At 60.6% G+C, this 15,827-nt stretch carries 16 protein-coding genes and 1 tRNA gene; 4 read left to right on the top strand and 13 right to left on the bottom strand.

The window, feature by feature from the left end:
- Positions 1–270: 270 nt before the first annotated feature.
- The 7 genes from FJ443_RS26390 to FJ443_RS26360 all read right to left on the bottom strand — a co-directional run bounded on the left by FJ443_RS26390 (position 271) and on the right by FJ443_RS26360 (position 9,238).
- Positions 271–1,410: an ATP-binding protein gene (locus tag FJ443_RS26390; protein ID WP_140666328.1), complete on the bottom strand. Its 1,140-nt coding sequence runs from the start codon at positions 1,408–1,410 to the stop codon at positions 271–273.
- Positions 1,411–1,414: 4 nt separating this feature from the next.
- Positions 1,415–5,182: a vitamin B12-dependent ribonucleotide reductase gene (locus tag FJ443_RS26385; protein ID WP_140666326.1), complete on the bottom strand. Its 3,768-nt coding sequence runs from the start codon at positions 5,180–5,182 to the stop codon at positions 1,415–1,417.
- Between the two features lie 666 nt (positions 5,183–5,848).
- Entirely contained in the window at positions 5,849–6,160 is a 312-nt protein-coding gene (locus FJ443_RS26380) for a PilZ domain-containing protein (RefSeq protein WP_140493741.1), read from the bottom strand.
- A gap of 107 nt (positions 6,161–6,267) precedes the next feature.
- A complete protein-coding gene (locus FJ443_RS26375; RefSeq protein WP_140493739.1) occupies positions 6,268–6,756 on the bottom strand; it encodes an NUDIX hydrolase in 489 nt (162 codons plus the stop codon).
- Between the two features lie 209 nt (positions 6,757–6,965).
- Positions 6,966–7,466, bottom strand: a complete 501-nt coding sequence (gene gpt / locus FJ443_RS26370) for a xanthine phosphoribosyltransferase (protein WP_140493737.1) — start codon at positions 7,464–7,466, stop codon at positions 6,966–6,968.
- Positions 7,467–7,579: 113 nt separating this feature from the next.
- A complete protein-coding gene (locus FJ443_RS26365; RefSeq protein ID WP_140493736.1) occupies positions 7,580–8,413 on the bottom strand; it encodes a universal stress protein in 834 nt (277 codons plus the stop codon).
- A gap of 81 nt (positions 8,414–8,494) precedes the next feature.
- Positions 8,495–9,238, bottom strand: a complete 744-nt coding sequence (locus FJ443_RS26360) for a competence/damage-inducible protein A (protein WP_140666324.1) — start codon at positions 9,236–9,238, stop codon at positions 8,495–8,497.
- A gap of 394 nt (positions 9,239–9,632) precedes the next feature.
- Here FJ443_RS26360 and FJ443_RS26355 point away from each other — a divergent pair, with 394 nt between their 5' ends.
- Entirely contained in the window at positions 9,633–9,929 is a 297-nt protein-coding gene (locus tag FJ443_RS26355) for a hypothetical protein (protein ID WP_140494988.1), read from the top strand.
- A gap of 108 nt (positions 9,930–10,037) precedes the next feature.
- Here FJ443_RS26355 and FJ443_RS26350 read toward each other — a convergent pair whose 3' ends face one another.
- The 3 genes from FJ443_RS26350 to FJ443_RS26340 form a co-directional block, all read right to left on the bottom strand.
- The gene (locus tag FJ443_RS26350) at positions 10,038–10,277 is read right to left on the bottom strand and encodes a DUF2188 domain-containing protein (RefSeq protein WP_140493732.1); all 240 of its coding nucleotides are present in this window, start codon (positions 10,275–10,277) and stop codon (positions 10,038–10,040) included.
- Between the two features lie 30 nt (positions 10,278–10,307).
- Entirely contained in the window at positions 10,308–10,586 is a 279-nt protein-coding gene (locus FJ443_RS26345; protein WP_032920128.1) for a DUF982 domain-containing protein, read from the bottom strand.
- Positions 10,587–10,716: 130 nt separating this feature from the next.
- Entirely contained in the window at positions 10,717–11,820 is a 1,104-nt protein-coding gene (locus FJ443_RS26340) for an NADH:flavin oxidoreductase/NADH oxidase (protein WP_140666322.1), read from the bottom strand.
- A gap of 153 nt (positions 11,821–11,973) precedes the next feature.
- Here FJ443_RS26340 and FJ443_RS26335 point away from each other — a divergent pair, with 153 nt between their 5' ends.
- Positions 11,974–12,552 carry an NUDIX domain-containing protein gene (locus FJ443_RS26335; protein ID WP_140517660.1) on the top strand — a complete coding sequence of 193 codons (579 nt, stop codon included), beginning with the start codon at positions 11,974–11,976 and terminating at the stop codon, positions 12,550–12,552.
- A gap of 134 nt (positions 12,553–12,686) precedes the next feature.
- Positions 12,687–12,772, top strand: a tRNA-Leu gene (locus tag FJ443_RS26330).
- A gap of 173 nt (positions 12,773–12,945) precedes the next feature.
- Here the strand turns inward: FJ443_RS26330 and FJ443_RS26325 are convergent.
- On the bottom strand, positions 12,946–13,245 hold the full coding sequence (locus FJ443_RS26325) for a DUF1236 domain-containing protein (RefSeq protein ID WP_140493726.1): 300 nt from the start codon (positions 13,243–13,245) through the stop codon (positions 12,946–12,948).
- Positions 13,246–13,725: 480 nt separating this feature from the next.
- Here FJ443_RS26325 and FJ443_RS26320 point away from each other — a divergent pair, with 480 nt between their 5' ends.
- Positions 13,726–13,962, top strand: a complete 237-nt coding sequence (locus FJ443_RS26320) for a hypothetical protein (protein WP_140517659.1) — start codon at positions 13,726–13,728, stop codon at positions 13,960–13,962.
- Between the two features lie 172 nt (positions 13,963–14,134).
- Here FJ443_RS26320 and FJ443_RS26315 read toward each other — a convergent pair whose 3' ends face one another.
- Together FJ443_RS26315 and FJ443_RS26310 are read right to left on the bottom strand one after the other, a co-directional pair.
- The gene (locus tag FJ443_RS26315; RefSeq protein WP_140558505.1) at positions 14,135–14,425 is read right to left on the bottom strand and encodes a hypothetical protein; all 291 of its coding nucleotides are present in this window, start codon (positions 14,423–14,425) and stop codon (positions 14,135–14,137) included.
- A gap of 658 nt (positions 14,426–15,083) precedes the next feature.
- Positions 15,084–15,749: an outer membrane protein gene (locus FJ443_RS26310; protein ID WP_140561012.1), complete on the bottom strand. Its 666-nt coding sequence runs from the start codon at positions 15,747–15,749 to the stop codon at positions 15,084–15,086.
- Positions 15,750–15,827 lie beyond the last annotated feature (78 nt).

Here is a 15,827-nt window from a genome sequence, read left to right as displayed (position 1 = left end):
ATACGGAGTGAAAAGTTCGGTGAGCTATGAAAGTTCGTTAGAGCCTGAGCTAGTGAGGGTGCGCAGTCATACTCCTGATCTAGATCCCGAACTACCAGCCATTTCATATGCTGAGATGCCTTTACGTACGCCGGGATTTTAGGATCTAGCTTTGTCTTTCCACCGGACGGGTAAGTTCTAATCTCCTGGAATCCACAGTATTTGCAGATTGCTTTGCAAACCTCTGCGTCAACATCACCTTCCGACGCCACATATATCAAGAAATTGCACCTAAAAAAGTGACAGCTGTTCTATATTCTTTGGGCGAACAAGTGGCATAGACGCTTCAGAGAGGTTCAAGCCCGCTTCATACATTTTTCTGACATCTGGAATGTTAGAGGCAGTTTTTACTTCAGTTCCGTTATCTGTCACTTCTAGTATGTGTACCTCAGCTGGCCCGATACCTTTGTCACTCAAAAGTGCGCTGGAGTGAGTTGTTATTAGGACTTGACGGCCCGTCAACCTCTGCATCCGTGCTAACATCCGGGGTATCTGATTGGTGACTGCATCATTTAGTGACAATTCAGGCTCTTCTAACAGAAGCGGTCCGGCCTCCTCTCCTATCGCCCAAAGCAGGCCAAGCAGTCTTAGTGTCCCGTCAGAGAAGGTTTCTTCCCGTTGTTTTGTTGGGTTCTTTCTCCAGTGCCTGTATGCAGCCATTAAATGGGGTACACCCGCTTCATCCACCTCAAAATCTAAATCTTCAAATTGTGGGACGGCAATAGCGAGCGCTTCTTTCATTCGCCTCAAACGGGCGGCGCGACGTTTTTTCGGAGTCTCATTAATTCGTTTCAGCAGATCGCCACCGTATGGATCTTCAGTCTCATCAATAGTGCGACGCGGATCGCGAATGATCTGCGGAACCACGTGCGAATACCTAATAGATTGAAAGAAGTCATAGATGTCGCGGAAGTTTTTATTTGTCGAAAGTTGCTCCAGTTGCGTTTGCGTCAGTGTTAGAGGATCGTCTGATTTCTCAATTTCAACATCTCGATTCAGAACTATGGTCGAATCGTTCTTGACCCGCTCTGCAACTATACGCGGGCGATCTTCCGATCTATTTTGATTGAAGCTTAAAAGATATTCCCATTGCACATTGTCTAAAACGATTCCAACTTCGATCTCTACGTTAGATGGGATGCGCCCATGTAAGCAGCGAACGTGGGATATTCCTCCTCGCCTTCGTATTGCTTCTGCTAATCCCCCACCAACACTAACTAAATCTCGAAGAAACCGGAACGCGTCAAGAATATTGGATTTTCCTGACGCGTTTGGCCCGATAAAAAACGCCCTCGGTTGAAGCGTTATGTCAACGTCCCGAAAGTTTCTCCAGTTCTTTAGCCGCAAATGCGATATGAAGTTGGTGTTCATATGGTCAGCTGCACCCGCTCGTGCTTCCACACGTATCGCACTTCTCGCAGGTGCCGTTCCGCACCATGGTGAAGTTGTGGCATTCCGAGCATTCGTTGCCGGTGTAGCCCTGCATCAGCGATTGCTGGCGCCGGGTGGCGGCGAGCGCCTTGGCTTCCGCGGCCTCGTGCGCGGCGGCGTCGGAGAATAGCCCCTCGGCGCCGGAAGCCTCGGCTTCCTCCTCGGCGATGTCCTCGACCAGCTCCCTGGCGCGTTCCTCATAGTCACGCTTATAGGCGATGGCCTCGTCGCTCGCCGGCTTCAGCGCCAGCACGTTGGAGCCGGAGAAGGCCGTCGGCGCCACGCGGGCAGGGGCCGTGGCCGGGGCAGAACCGCCGAATCCCTTGGGTTCGGCGCCCGACACCAGCTTGACCGGCGAGGCACCGCGGTAGAGGCCCTTGGAGAAGGGCGTGGCCTTGCCTTCAGTGATGCCGCGGCCAAGTGCCGTCTTGTCGAAATCCGACTGGTCGACATGGGCGAGGTCGTGGCGGTTGAGATAAGAGACCGCAAGTTCGCGGAACACGTAGTCGAGGATCGACGTGGCGTTCTTGATCGCGTCATTGCCCTGCACCATGCCGGCCGGCTCGAACTTGGTGAAGGTGAAGGCTTCGACAAATTCCTCCAGCGGCACGCCATATTGCAGGCCGAGCGAGATGGCGATGGCAAAATTGTTCATCATCGCCCGGAAGGCCGCGCCTTCCTTGTGCATGTCGATAAAAATCTCGCCGAGACGCCCGTCGTCGAACTCGCCGGTGCGCAGATAGACCTTGTGGCCGCCGACGACCGCCTTCTGCGTGTAACCCTTGCGGCGGTTCGGCAGCTTTTCGCGGTCGCGGTAGAGACGCTCCACGACGCGCTCGACGATCTTTTCGGTAACCTGCACCGCACGCTGCGCGGCGGGCGCGGCGACCAGCTGTTCGATCGCCTCGTCCTCGTCCTCCTCGCCATCGGCGAGCAGCGAGGCATTGAGCGGCTGCGACAGCTTCGAGCCGTCGCGGTAGAGCGCGTTGGCCTTCAGCGCCAGCTTCCACGACAGCATGTAGGCGTTCTTGGCGTCCTCCACCGTGGCGTCGTTCGGCATGTTGATGGTCTTGGAGATGGCGCCGGAAATGAAGGGCTGTGCCGCCGCCATCATCTGGATGTGGCTGTTGATCGACAGCGAGCGCTTGCCGATCTTGCCGCAGGGGCTGGCGCAGTCGAACACGGGGAGGTGTTCGGCCTTTAGGAAGGGCGCTCCCTCGAGCGTCATCGCACCGCAGACATGGATGTTGGCGGCTTCGATGTCCTTCCTGGAGAAGCCCAGCGCCGGCAGCATCTCGAACGAGAAGTCGTTGAGCTGCTCGTCGGTGAAGCCAAAGGTCTCCTTCACCCAGTCGGCGCCCAGCGTCCACTGGTTGAAGACGAACTTGATGTCGAAGGCCGACTTCAGCGCCGCGTTGAGCGCCGCGATCTTGTCGTCGGTGAAGCCCTTGGCCTTGAGCGAGCCGGGGTTGATGCCGGGCGCCTGGTTGAGATTGCCATGGCCGACGGCGTAAGCCTCGATCTCGGCGATCTGGCTTTCCGAATAGCCCAGCGTGCGCAGCGCTTCCGGCACGGCGCGGTTGATGATCTTGAAATAGCCGCCGCCGGCGAGCTTCTTGAACTTCACCAGCGCGAAGTCGGGTTCGATGCCTGTTGTGTCGCAATCCATGACCAGCCCGATCGTGCCGGTCGGCGCGATGACGGTCGCCTGCGCGTTGCGATAGCCATGCTCCTCGCCGAGTTCGATGGCACGGTCCCAGGCAGCCTTAGCGTGCGTCGCCAGGCCCTGCTGCTTGAGGTCGGAAGCGACCAGCGGCACCGGGTTGACGGCCAGCTTCTCGTAGCCGTCCTTGTCGCCATAGGCGGCGCGGCGATGATTGCGCATGACGCGCAGCATGTTCTGCGCATTGCGGTCGTAATCGGGGAAGGCGCCGAGCTCGGACGCCATCTCGGCCGAGGTGGCGTAGGCGGTGCCGGTCATGACGGCGGTGAGCGCGGCGCAGATGGCGCGGCCCTCATCGGAATCGTAGGGAATGCCCGAGGTCATCAACAGGCCGCCAATATTGGCATAGCCGAGGCCCAGCGTGCGGTAGTCGTAGGAGAGCTTGGCGATCTCCTTTGACGGGAACTGCGCCATCATGACCGAGATTTCCAGCACGATGGTCCACAGCCTGACCGTATGCTCATAGGCAGCGATGTCGATCGTGCCGTCGGCATTGCGGTAGGGGAGCAGATTGATCGAGGCGAGATTGCAGGCCGTGTCGTCGAGGAACATGTATTCCGAGCATGGGTTGGAGGCCCGGATCGCACCGGCGGAGGCGCAGGTGTGCCAGTCGTTCATCGTCGTGTTGAAGTGCAGGCCCGGATCGGCGGATGCCCAGGCGGCGTAGCCGATCTTTTCCCAGAGATCCCTGGCCTTCAGCGTCTTCAGCACCTTGCCGTCCTTGCGGGCGGTGAGATGCCAGTCGGCATCATCCTCGACGGCGCGCAGGAAATTGTCCTTCAGCGACACCGAATTGTTGGAGTTCTGGCCGGAGACGGTGAGGTAGGCGTCGGAATCCCAGTCGGTGTCGTAGGTCTTGAACGACATCGAGGTGTAGCCCTGCTTGGCGAACTGGATGACGCGGTAGATATAGTTCTCCGGCACCGCGTCCTTTTTGGCCGCCTTGATCTCGCGCTTCAGTGCGGTGTTGACGGCGGGGTCGAAGCAGTCGTCGTCATGGCCTTCGCAGTTGACGCAGGCCTTCATGATCGCTTCGAGATGCTTCTTGACGATCTTGGAGCCGGTCACCAGCGAGGCGACCTTCTGCTCTTCATTGACCTTCCAGTCGATGAATTCCTCGATGTCGGGGTGATCGGCGTCGACGATGACCATCTTGGCGGCGCGGCGCGTCGTGCCGCCCGACTTGATGGCGCCCGCGGCGCGGTCGCCGATCTTGAGGAAGCTCATCAGGCCGGACGAACGGCCGCCGCCGGACAGCTTTTCGCCCTCGCCGCGCAGCAGCGAGAAATTGGAGCCGGTGCCCGAGCCGTATTTGAACAGGCGCGCCTCGCGCACCCACAGATCCATGATGCCGCCCTCATTGACGAGGTCGTCCTGCACGCCCTGGATGAAGCAGGCATGCGGCTGCGGGTGCTCGTAGGAGGATTTCGACTTCGTCAGCTTGCCGGTGAACGGGTCGACATAGAAGTGGCCCTGGCTCGGGCCGTCTATGCCATAGGCCCAGTGCAGGCCGGTGTTGAACCATTGCGGCGAGTTCGGCGCCACGCGCTGGGTGGCCAGCATATAGGCAAGCTCGTCGCGGAAGGCGCGCGCGTCTTCCTCCGACTTGAAATAGCCGCCCTTCCAGCCCCAATAGGTCCAGGTGCCGGCCAACCGGTCGAAGACCTGGCGGGCGTCGATCTCGGACCCGTAGCGCTCGGCTTCCGGCAACTTGGCAAGTTCGGCCTCGTCGGCGACTGAGCGCCACAGGAAGGAGGGAACATCGTTCTCCTCGACCTTCTTCAGCCGCGCGGGGACGCCGGCCTTGCGGAAATATTTCTGCGCCAGGATGTCGGCGGCGACCTGGGAGAATTGCGCCGGCACGTCGATATTGTCCAAGCGGAACACCACCGAGCCATCCGGATTCTTGATCTCGGAGAGCGCCTTGCGGAATTCGATCTCCGCGTAAGCCGATTGTCCCTGTCTGGTGAAACGACGCTCGATGCGCATTGGTCCGGTCCCTTTTGTCTATATATAGCGCTTTCGTCAGGAGATTTCTGCTCCCAATGCGAAACGCGCATGTCCGCCGTCTGCCGGCGTTCGAAAACGGCCGGCTCTCCATTTTCGCGGTCTTCGTCCGCCTTGCTGGTCAAACTTCTTGCGAAGCGCCTGTCCAACTCACCGACGAACCCGCGGGTCCCTCAAAACTGATTTTTTCCGATTCCCTCACTCGAGGGAAATTCACATTATCTAGCGTCGAACCTGCCTGCAAACACTAAATATAGTGTTAACAGACAATTTATTCCAGTCCGACAATTCTCCCTTTTATCGCCCACGCCCCACAATCCCAACGCTTCCGCCAGCCTCGTAAACAGGCGGAAATGTGGGGAAAAACGCACATAATCCGGGAAAAAGACCGGGCTCAGAACTTTCCGGTCGCGCTCTCAACAGGAGCGCATGGCCTATAAAAGGCGACTCGTTTTGCGCCGTCAAGGATTCGTTTGCGTAGCTTTTGTGACCTCAACATCTTGTGTGTCACACATGTGGATAACGGGGATAGAATGGAGCTGCCGCGGTAGCCCCCGGCCGAGGGGACAAAGACGCGCTTGTCAGGCTTCGCGACGGCTCCGGGGCGTGATCCAGGCACAGACCATCTGGCGCATCCGACGTCGCGGATCAGCCGTAATGCGTCCTGGGCTTCGGCTCGGTTCCGGTGAAGTGCACCCCGATCCGGCCGTTGCGGCGCCAGCGGACCTCGCATCGATAGCCGATGCCGTCGACGGGCACATAGAGAAGGAAATGATCCGGAATCGTTGCTTCGGGCGGAACCTTGAGTTCGGCGCCACCTTCATTTTGATTGCGCAGCGTGCAGCCAACTTCCGAATTCGAGATGCCCGTGATGATCGTGCCGCCCTTGAGCACGCGCTGGCGATGCTCGCGCTTGTGCTCGTCGGATCTCTCTGGATTGGGATTTGCGGGATTTGTCATCGGTAAAACGCCAGGATCGGATCAGATCCTATTACGTCTTCATTAGAAAAGCATTCACGCCGCAGGCGCCCCCGTCCGAGCTGCTTGGTGGCGCGGCCGGTCCCGGTTCAGGCAAACCGACGCGGGTCGGCGCAGAAATAGGCGATGATCTGGCAAAGATCCGGTTCGTTGACCATGCGCACCGCTTCGCTCGAACTGACCCATTTGCGGGTGCGGGAGCGTTTTTCCTTCCAATGGTCGGCGACCTTGTCGACATGCAGCGGGAACACCAATACCTCGCATGGCACTTCCTCGCCGGAGGCCAGGGCCTTGGCGTAGAAGTAGCGGCCGGCCTCGAGATGCGAGATCGTCCCGCGCAGTCCGGCTTCCTCGACAGCCTCGCGCGCCGCGGCTTCGCAAAGCGGCTCCCTGGCTTCAGGCCAGCCCTTCGGAAGCACCCAGCGGCCGGTATCGCGGCTGGTAATCAGCATGATCTCGACGCTGTTTCCGGTTTCGCGCCAGGGCAGGGCGGCTACCTGCAGACGGCACGGCGCGGTGCCGAAGAGTCGCCGGACCCTTTCGGCCAGATGGTTGTGCGTCGTTGGCCTCGTCAGCATCGGAGAAGCTAGCCCCAGCCTCCAGAATCGTTTGCCGTCTCACGAATCTTACGGCCAATTGTCGGCAATAAAAGTAAAAACTTTCATCAGGATGGCCGATTTTCGCCAATAGACGCCGATTTCCGCGCGCCAGCCAGCCTCGCGAGACCCTTTGCCTAGTGGATGAGACTTCCCTGCGGCTCGATTTGCAGCAGGTTGCTTGCCGCGAATCAGCCGGCGTGATCGTCAGCGATCGGCTTCTGGTAGGTGAAGCCCATGTCCCAGGGAAAATAGATCCAGGTATCCTGACTGACCTCGGTGACGAAAGTATCGACCAGCGGCCGCCCCTTCGGTTTGGCGTAGACGGTGGCGAAATGCGCCTTCGGCATCATGGCGCGCACGATGCCAGCCGTCTTGCCGGTGTCGGTCAGGTCGTCGATAATCAGCACGCCCGCGCCGTCGTCGGCAAGCAGGGCCGGCGTGACCTCCTTCAGCACCTGCAGCTGACCCTGGCTGCTGTAGTCATGATAGGAGGCGACGCAGACCGTCTCGATAACGCGTATGCCAAGCTCCCGCGAGATGATCGCCGCCGGCACGAGGCCGCCGCGCGTGATGCAGACGATCGCTTTCCATTGCGCCTTGTTGGTGCCGGCAAGCCGCCAGGCGAGCGCGCGCGCATCGCGGTGGAACTGGTCCCAGGAGACCGGAAAGGCTTTTTCGGGAAGGGACATCTTTCGCGCACTCCGCAGCACGCGCGGTCGCGCGCAGAAAACAGGGGAATGCGCGCGGAAGTAACTGGAAAACCTCGCGCTTGGCAAGAGCGGCCGCAAACGACACTGTGAACTTACCGCGACAGGAAAGCCGCCACCGGCGCGGTGCGCAGCACGGAGCGCGTCACTCCGCCGAACAGGAGCTGGCGCAGCCACGAGTGGCTGTAGGCGCCAAGCACCAGCAAATCGGCGCCGGTCTCCGCGATCCTGGTCTGGATCACCTCGTCGACCGAGGTGCCGCCCGATCTCTGCACCGAGACACTCACGCTGGCGCCATGACGCGACAAGGCGGAAGCGATTTCCGCTCCGGCGGCCTCGGGGCGTTCATCGAGCGTGTCCGGCGGATCGATGACCAGAATGTCGGTTTTGTCGGCCTCGATGATGAAGGGCAGCGCATCGAAGGCGGCGCGTGCGGCCTCCTTGCTGCCGTTCCAGGCAAGCAGCACACGCTTGAAGGTGGTGATCAGTGGACCCAGGTGCGGCACTACCAGCACCGGCCGTCCGGCGTCGTAGACCAGTGTGTCGACGTCGGCGCTCGCATCGCCGCCCGTCTCGCGCTGCGCGGCGATGATCAGGTCGGCGGCACGCACGCTTGAAATGCCGGTCAGGGCGCTGTCGCCGGAAAAACTCTCCAGGCTGTGCCATTCGAAGGACAGGCCGGAATTCTCGATATGCCTGAGAAACGCGGCCCGCAGCTTTTCGGCCCGTTCGCGGTTCATGTCGGCCGAAACCTGCAGGAACTCGGTGTCGGGAAAGCCGGTGGCCGACGTGTAGGGCACCGGAAGCGCTTCGGCGTGGATGCCGATCAGATGGCTCTGGAAGCGGCCGGCAAGCGGAATGGCGAAGTCGAGCACTCGCTCCGCGTCCTGCTCGTTCTGCAGAATGGCGACGATGGTCTTGAAGCGCATGGTGATCCCCTCATTTTGCGAGCGATCCGCCCGCGGCAAGGAAACGTCGCCGCGTTGTGCTTGGTTCCGGCCTGGACCGGATCAGCTCGCGCTGCTGGCAAAGCCGGCCACCATCGCCTCGACATCGGCGCGCGCAGCGTCCAGGGCCTGCTGGCTGCGGGCACGGACCACCAGTTCGGTCCAGAACTTGCCGTCGCCGTATTTCGGATAGGAGCCGATGATCGTGTCCGGATGCGCTTTCTGGATCTCGCCCAGCGGCCCGCCGACGAGACCTTCGCCGAACGGGCAATGCACCGCTGCCGACAGCATTTTCGTGCCGGCTTTCAGCGTCGGCACGACATTGTCGAGCATGGCCTGGAAGATCGAGGGCACGCCCGCCATCACGTGGACATTTCCGATGCGGAATCCGGGCGCGACCGACACCGGATTGTCGATATGGTCGGCGCCGCGCGGCATTCGGGCCATGCGCTTGCGGGCCTCGGTGTATTCGATGCCGCGAGCGGCATAGCTTGCTTCCAGCAGGGCATAGGCCTTGGCATCGTATTCGCACGGCACGCCGAAGGCCCTGGCAATCGAATCGGCTGTGATGTCGTCATGGGTCGGCCCGATGCCGCCGGTTGTGAACACATAGGTATAGCGGGCCCGCACCGCATTTACCGCGGCGACAATCTCGTCTTCCTCATCGGGAACGATGCGCACCTCCTTCAGGTCGATGCCGATGGCCGTCATGATGTCAGCCAGATGGCCGATATTCCTGTCCTTGGTGCGGCCGGACAGGATCTCATCGCCGATGACGAGCATGGCGGCGGTAACGATTTCGGACATCGATGGCTCCGGCAAAAACGGGTCGCCTGAAATAGCGCGGCACGCGGCCAGCGGCAATGCCATCCGACCGGTGAACAAACTGTGCCCGTATCGCGGTATTCCCCGAATATTGGCGCCCTAAGTACCCTGGCGTGGCCGGGCGGCCGAGGATCATCTATCTCCGCATTTCAACCTGTCGGTGGCCGCCGGAGGCGATCGTCTTCCTGAACGGGACTGGCACCTCCCCAGATCAGTTTCGCCATGCGGGTCGCTGCCTTCGTCCAGGGCACAGTGGCTCGCGCATTCGGGATTAGGCTTCACCGACGCTTCACAAGGAATTCAAGGAACCATTCGGCTGATGACTGGTTTGCCCCGTGTCGCACCCAAGGCGACGAATACAAAACGGAGTGATCCAATGTACAAAAAACTTTTCGCGGCATTCGTTCTGACGGCCGGTCTTGCCACATCGGCGATGGCGCAGTCGACGGACGGCAGGTATTACAACCATGACAGTTGGTGGAACAATTGGTCGCTGTTCGGCAATGAGGATTCATCAGCCATCGACCAGAGCACCACCGGGAGCATCAACGCATACGGCTCCGGGTTGAGCACCCAAGGCAATACCGGTGGGATGGGCCCATGTGCTCACAACACTCCAGGTCCGGACGCCAATGCTCAAGGCAACGTCAATGACCAGTACTGCGGCAAATAATCAGCCGTAAGCTCCCTGCTGACCGTAGGACGTTTTTCTCTCCCGACGTCCGCGGTCGGCGCTCCGGGGCGGCCGGCCTTTGGGGCGATCGGGTTTTGGGCTGAAAGATCAGTCGGAAACCTCGGTCTGCGGCCGGTCGCGTCCATCAGCCAGTTCCTCATGCCATTTGCCGTCGGCATCCTCGTACTGGATGCCGTCCGTCGACCCCGCGACCTGCTGCTCGGCTGAAGCGATCTCGGCGGCCCGCAACGCGTCCTGATGCGTGGGAAACGTCTCCGAGAAGGTCGCTCCGACCTTGTAGGCCCAGCCGCCGTCATGCTCGACGATCTTGTAAGTCAGCTTCGCCATCAAAAACCTCCGGTTTAAAGGTCCGTCCGCTCAATGCAGGCGGTCGTCGGACAGCTTGTCGTCTGGCACCAGCACTTCCGATTCCCTGGCGGCTTCGATAAGGGCCCGGCGCGCATCCGCTGTCGAACGATAACCTTCCAGCACTTTGAGGCAAGTGTCGAGAGCATCACGATGACGGGGGCCGCGATTGAGCGGCCAAACCGTCATCAGGCACTCCGCCGCCTCTTGGGTACTGCGGATGTGGCGATATTTGCCGACATGGCCGAGTTCGACCACGACCGGTGTTTCAAAAGGCTTGTTGTCCATCATGGCCGCAACGCAAAGCAGTCAATTTGGTTGCAACCGTGTCTTCAGCCTGCGCCCAAACGTCCCAGACCTCCTTGGAAGCTCTATTGCGGCGGTCGTCCGACGACGCGTTCCGCCTTCTCGGAAGGGCCGCTCAACCCGCCGCCTTCATCCAGTGCTGCATCGTCGTCACCGAGCGCGCGAGCTGCGGCGCGGGATGGATCGCCTCGCTGAACGTGGCGGCCGCTCGCCACCCCCAGCGCGGGTCGGCGAGGAAGGCGCGCGCCAGCGCAACCATGTCGGCGCGGCCTTCGGCGATGATCGCCTCTGCCTGTTTGGGATCGTCGATCAGACCGACCGCGCGGGTAGGGATGCCGGCGCCCCTGCGCACGGCTTCCGCCAGATGTACCTGATAGCCGGGGCCGGAGGGCAGTTTCTGCAAGGGCGAATTGCCGCCGCTCGAGCAACAGAGATAAGCGACGCCTTCGGCCTTCAGCGCTTTCGCCACTTCGATCGCATCCTCGACGTCGAAACCGCCATCGACCCAATCCTTGACCGACAGCCGGGCGCCCAGCATCAGTTTTGGCGCTGCCTTTTTCACCGCCTTGGCGATCTCGACGACAAGACGCATGCGGTTTTCCAGCGAGCCGCCCCAGCTGTCCGTGCGTTGGTTGGAGAGCGGCGACAGGAACTGGAAGATCAGGTAGCCGTGCGCCGCGTGCAGCTCGATGAAGTCGAAGCCCGCGCGTTCGGCCCGCCTCGCCGCCTCGGCGAACCGCTCGATGAGCTGGAGGATCTCCTCTTCCTCCAGCGCTCGCGGCACGTTCCAGCCGGTATCGTAGGCGATTGCCGAAGCCGAGACGGTCTGCCAGGGATCCTCGTTCGGCTGCAGCGGTCCGCCGCCCTCCCAAGGCTTGCGGTTCGAGGCCTTGCGGCCGGCATGGGCAAGCTGAGTGCCGAATTTGGTGCCGGGTGCGGCCACGCGCCTTGCTGCGTCCAGGGCGCGGCGCGCAGCGGCTTCATTGTCTTCGGAATAGAGGCCGAGGCAGCCATGGCTGATGCGGCCACGCCGCTCGACATCGGTCATCTCGACCGTCACCATGCCGGCGCCGGACATTGCCAGGTTCATCCAGTGGTGGAGATGCCAGTCGCTCGCCGAGCCGTCCTCGGCCGAATACTGGCACATCGGCGCGACGGCGATGCGGTTGGGAAAGCTCAAGTCATCGAGCGTGATCGGCTGGAAAAGCGATGTGGTCATGAACGAAACTCCGGGAATAGGATGCGCTATTTAGGCGATCGATCGCCGCCATGCCACACACGAGAGAGTGAAATGCTTGCTGGACCAACCGCTGCCCCGATTGCGTGAACGCTGGTTCGCGGCTACGCCTCCCGGGTAACGTGGAGGCAGCCGATGGAAGATCGTATCCGCATCCGTTCTGAAGAAATCCTATCCGACGACTGGGCGGTTCTGAAGAAGACCGTCCTCGACTACCGTCGCCGCGACGGACAATGGGAGACACAAATCCGCCAGACTTACGATCGCGGCGATGGCGCGGTGATCCTGCCCTATGATCCCCATCGTTCGACCGTGCTCCTAGTGCGCCAGTTCCGCTATCCCGCCTATGTCACCGGCCACCGCGAGCCGCTGGTCGAGGCCTGCGCGGGACTGCTCGACGAAAACGATCCGGAGACCTGCATCCGCAAGGAGGCGGAGGAAGAGCTCGGCTATCGGCTGAACCATGTGGAGCGGCTGTTTTCGCCCTACATGAGCCCAGGCAGCGTCACCGAGCGGCTCTGGTTCTTCACCGCCCTCTATTCGCCCGCCGACCGCATTTCGGCCGGTGGCGGCGCAGCGGACGAAGGCGAGGACATCGAGGTGCTGGAAATGCCGCTCGACGAGGCTCTGGCCGGCATTGCCGATGGCCGCATCATCGACGCCAAGACCATCATCCTGATCCAGCATCTGAAGCTCCATCCGATCGCTGTTTGACCGATACCGGTCGCCCCTGCGGGACGAAGAATCGGTGCGGGGCGAATGAAAACGAACGTGTTTTGCACAACGCTTTTTTGGGACTGCATGGCCCTAATTGACGAGATCGCCTAGGTAGTTGAAACGAAAGGCGCGCGGACGTGGCGGAATTGGTAGACGCAAGGGACTTAAAATCCCTCGATCTCTGATCGTACGGGTTCGATTCCCGTCGTCCGCACCACCTTAACTCTACTTCAATGCTCTGCAGAGCCTAGCCGCCACCAACGGGTGCCACCCGGGTCTTCTAGCGGCGGCTCGGCGACCGTGCGCCGAGGCGCGCCGTCGGCTATGGGCCCTCGGCGAACGTTGCCACGATCCGCCGACCTGAAACGGCGGATCGTGGCGTTCAAGCGCTCACTGGATAATCTTTACGATCTTGCGTGTGCCGGGATCCACGACGACGGTGTGATTGTCCACGACGACATAGCGATATTTGACGTTGGGAATTTCATGAAGCTCGACTGTATCGGGCAGGGCGGTCCCGACATTGAGCTCAACGCCGGGAATCTTGACTGAGGCCAGAGGCTGTTTCTTTACGTATTCTTGTATGACGGTTTCGTCCTGCGGCTGAATGACCACATCCTGTGCGGCGGCGGCACCGATGCCGGCAAGCAGCAGGAATCCCGCTACGACGGTTGTAAGATCGGTTCTCATTGTTGCTTCCTTTCTCTCTCGTTGGGCTTGACGCGAAGCGCGGTGGCGCCCGAAGGATTGCCAGGGTTGGCAAGGGCTCCCAATGCTGGCCATCGATCAGGGGAACCATCGTTCAATGGCCTGTCAGGCAATCGCTCTTAGACGCGTGGGTTCCAAACAACCGTGGGTTTGGGCCTTTTGCGCGCCACGATCTGACTTTGGTCGCATGTTCAATAGGACCCAAGCCCCAGCAGTGGAACCGCCGGTAGGAAGCGTGCGTTGCGTTTGCTAATGATCTTCAACTGGAGGCCGATCATGGCAGCCGGCCCCGCTGTGGTAAATTCTGGCGGCAGCGCTGCCGTGGCCATTGTTCTGGCAGGCGGAAAAAATATTTGGCGTCAAGATTGACGCTCCCAAAGCCAAAGTGCCGTCCGCATCGGCGAATCCGGCAGCGCCGTCGAACGGTGGCTGATGTCAATCCGACGCTTCGTGAGGCAAAGCATGACCCCTGGTTCCATCAAAACTGATGGCCGTGACCGTGTCACAATCCCCGACAACGACAATCACATGGCTGGCGTCGACACCAAGCCGCTCTTGAAAAGTATCCAGAGCGACGATTTTGCTGACGCGCTTTGCGCGAGAGCCGAGCGGTTCGCGACCAAGGTGGTCGTGGCAATGGCGATTTGTTTGACATCGACACTGGTCGCCGGCGTTTATTTTTTACTGGCGCCCTCTTGAGGGACCAGAAGCTCAAGCTGGAGAGCACGACCGGCCTCTCATACCCGGGCTGCGATTAAGCACTCATTTTCAACAGGGAAGACCCGCCTGGCTTCCTTCCCTTGTTGTCGGTCCGCCGCTCGCGGGCACGGCCCGGCAGGGTTGGCGATCAGCCGGGCCGGATTGCACAATATTAGTCGTTGCTGTCGTAGATCACCACTGGGTGACGCCGGTGGTGACGGCGTTCAGTTGAGCCCGTTATGACGACGGTGTCGCGGCGATGATGCCGGCGACCTTGGTCATAGAAAGCCACCGTGCCATGGCGCCGATGATGGAGGCGATGGCCCTGATCGTTGATCACTGCCACGTGACGGTGATGATGGCGATGGGTTTTGATGACGACGTCGGCTTCTGCCGCCGAAGCGACAACCGGCATTGCAACGAAAACGAGCGCCATGGCACTTGTCAGAAAAATCGCTTTCATAAGTGTTTCTCCATTCCAGATCCCTCGGGGTAGTTTCACGACAGCTCAAGCCGCACGAGATCTCGATTTGAGCTTTCTGCCTGCGAACTGAGCAGGGGGTTGAGGGTGCAATGATGGCAACCCTGCTCTCGTGGGCACATGAAGGACCATTGCTGCACCCGTTCAACAAATGAAAGGAATGCGAGTACGTTCCTTGCAGGAGAGCTGATCGGACCTCTGCTGTAGGTATTCGGACCAAGGTCTTGCTGATGTTCTTGGACCTTCGTCCGCACTTGCGGGTTCGATGGCTCTTTTCTCGATGCAATTCTTTGAGTGTTCACTGCGCGATCGGGCGCGGGTACTGCGATGGCGGACGCGCGCCTGCGTGCGAGGGCAGGATCATAAACGGCACGCGGCATCAAGTGCTGCGCCGGTGACGTTCAGACAAGCGGGCATGGTGATACTGGTGCGATCACGCAATTCCGCGCGCCGCAGGCAATGATACGGTGTCTGCGCGGCGGATCTGATCCGTCGAGGCCGGCGTCTACCAGGCCCAACCCATCCCCCCGCCCACTGGGGACGCCGGCCCCTCAGTCCTTGGAATTGCCGTAGAATTGCCGTCGCGGACCATGCGAGATCGAGCATGATCCCGCCCGGTGACCGGGCGCGGCGATGGGGCTCAGAACTTGTAGCTCAGATTGATGCCGACCGTATTCAGCTTCACATTCTGGTCGCGATCGAGAAAATCGTCCGGCGCATCGAAATGCTCCTTGCTGAAATCATAGTAACGATACTGCGCCCCGACGACGAACCTGTCGGTCAGCGCATAGTCGATGCCGGCGCCAACCGTCCAGCCTATGCTGGTTCGCGTGTTGTCGAACGAGGTACCGGCATCTTGCGAGGTTTCGATGCCGGCAAAGGCGACGCCGCCGATGCCGTAGATCAGGAACCGATCCATCGCATAGCCGGCCTTGGCATTGATGGAACCGAACCACTTGACATCCGTGCCGAGCAGATTTCCCGCACCCAGTTCTTCGGCGCCCTTTGCCGAGGAATAGTTAAGCTCTGCTTCGGCGCCGAGCACAGCCTGGTCGAATTGCCACAGACCGGCGACATGGCCACCGACGAAACCGCCGTCGAGGTCTGGCGAGGCGGCAAACGGCTCGCCCTCGGTTCCCGAGATGTCGGAACTGCCCCAGCCATAACCGCCTTGCAGGCCGGCATAGTGGCCGGTCCAGTCGAAACCGGGCGCGGTCATCGGCACATCGGCCACAGGTTCGGCTGCGAAAGCCGGTGCGGCCAGAGCGGCAAGAAAACCGACACTTGCAAGCATTAGGCGACGCATCGAACTGCCCGAACGAAGAGCTGGAAGATCCTGGCAGGCACGGTAACCCGATTTGCGGCAAAACGGAATCGCATTTCT

The sequence above is a fragment of the Mesorhizobium sp. B2-6-1 genome (assembly GCF_006440475.1).
Lineage (GTDB): Bacteria > Pseudomonadota > Alphaproteobacteria > Rhizobiales > Rhizobiaceae > Mesorhizobium.
This window is presented reverse-complemented; position numbering and strand designations above follow the sequence as displayed.